Below are 1,859 nucleotides of genomic sequence, written 5' to 3' on the forward strand. Positions count from 1 at the left end.
AGGTTCAGGATGATCTCGCGGCCCGGTCCGGGCTGCCAGACGTCCATGACCGCCTCGCAGACCTCCAGGGCGAAGTCCAGCTCGGTGTCGGTGAAAGTCTCCGGGCTGTACTGATAGCCGAATACGGTCTCGTTGCCCAGGATCTTGTCCGCGTGCTCCATGACCAGGCGCGTGCCGTCGACGGCGATCTGCCTAATCTGCTCCTTGGACCCGCGGAAGACCACCCGGCGGAAGGTCGGGGCGGTCGCGTTGTACAGGTGGACGGTTGCGCGGGAGGCGCCGTGCAGCGACTCCACTGTCCGCTCGATCAGGTCCTCGCGGGCCTGGGTCAGTACGGAGATCGTGACGTCCTCGGGGATGGCGCCCTCTTCGATGATCGAGCGAACGAAGTCGAAGTCGGTCTGTCCGGAGGCCGGGAAGCCGACCTCGATCTCCTTGTAGCCCAGCTTGACCAGCTGGTCGAACATCCGGCGCTTGCGCTCGGGTGACATCGGGTCGATCAGTGCCTGGTTGCCGTCGCGCAGGTCGGTCGACAGCCAGCGCGGCGCCCTGCTGATGCGGGTGCCCGGCCAGGTGCGGTCCGGGATCTCCACCGCCTCGTACGACCTGTATTTATGGACCGGCATGCCGGAGGACTTCTGGGAATGCGTGGTGTTGGTGAGCGGCATGTGGCGGCCGCTCCACAGCGATAGTGACATGGGTAGGTTACTTCTCCCTTAAAGTCACACCATCAACGCAGACGACTGCCTGGTTAATGATCACGACCCCATATGCAAAGAAGCCGGTCCGTCTGCATCAGTTCCGCATGGCTATGGCGTATGGAATCCAAACCGAAACCTCTCTGATAAATTGATATGCGATTACGCATCCTTAGGATGTTCTGGCTTCACTGCGAGATTCATGAGTAAATGCTACTCAGTCGACACGGCCCCTGTGGCGACCTTGTGGATCTCCTCGGATGAACCGTAGCTCTCCGTCGGCTAGGAACTGTGTTGTAATCCGCGTAGAGATGCTCAATCTGAACGTCGCGTTGAGATCTTTATGCGTTGAAACGAGACGCTCTCCTCGCCAGGGTTCTTGCAAGGTCCTATTTCTCTGAGGTTTCAGATGGTCTTGTGCACTGAACATGGAAGGAAGAGCTCGGTGAGCCGGGTGAATTCGCAGGCCAATCCGTTTGGGATTTCTAAGTGGGCAATCAAGGAAGCATGGGCGAAGTGAGGGTTAGCAAGGATGCACTGGGTGTGGACGGTCAGAGTATCGCCGTCTTCGAAAAGGGTCCTGAAGGACAACCTTCACAAGGTTTGGAATAGGACGTCGTTAGGCTCCTGCTTTCCTTCGCCGGTACGTACGGTGGACATTCCCGAGCCGAATGGCGGCGGCGGAGGGATTCTTGGGATTCCCGCTGTTGCTGATCGATCGCCGACGAACTTGGCGAAATCGCCTTCCCTAAGCCTGCCTGTCCATCCGCGTCCACCGTCGCCGCACGCCCACTGACCGGCGTGAGACCCGTGAGTGTCTACGCCATCACCAGCCTCGACGCCCAGCAAGGTGCCCCCAGACCCGGCCGCCGCGATTTGCGGGCACCGGGAAGTGGACTGTTCTTCCCGGTGGATCGTGCTTGGTCATAGCCGAGATGGTCGTCATTTCGCCCTCGCGCAGATGTGCGTGAATAAGGGTGATTTGGGTTGGGGGTGGGTGGTGGTGAGTGGTGTTTGCTCATGGTTGTTGGGGTGGGTGGGGTGATGCTTGGGGGAGGTATTCGGCTTGCTGCACTGGCACGGCTGGTCGCCTCAGGTCCCGGCTCGCAAGGGTGGTGCAGCGCGGCGATGAGGCGGTCGCGACGTGGGTGAAGGAGACCT

Annotated in this window: 1 pseudogene; it reads right to left on the minus strand. The window is 60.3% G+C overall.

Annotation, left to right across the window (positions count from 1 at the left end):
* Positions 1-698, minus strand: a pseudogene (locus ACWCQK_RS42400) (2-isopropylmalate synthase); the annotation flags it as partial.
* Positions 699-1,859: the final 1,161 nt, after the last annotated feature.

Source organism: Streptomyces sp. NPDC002306, assembly GCF_053593435.1.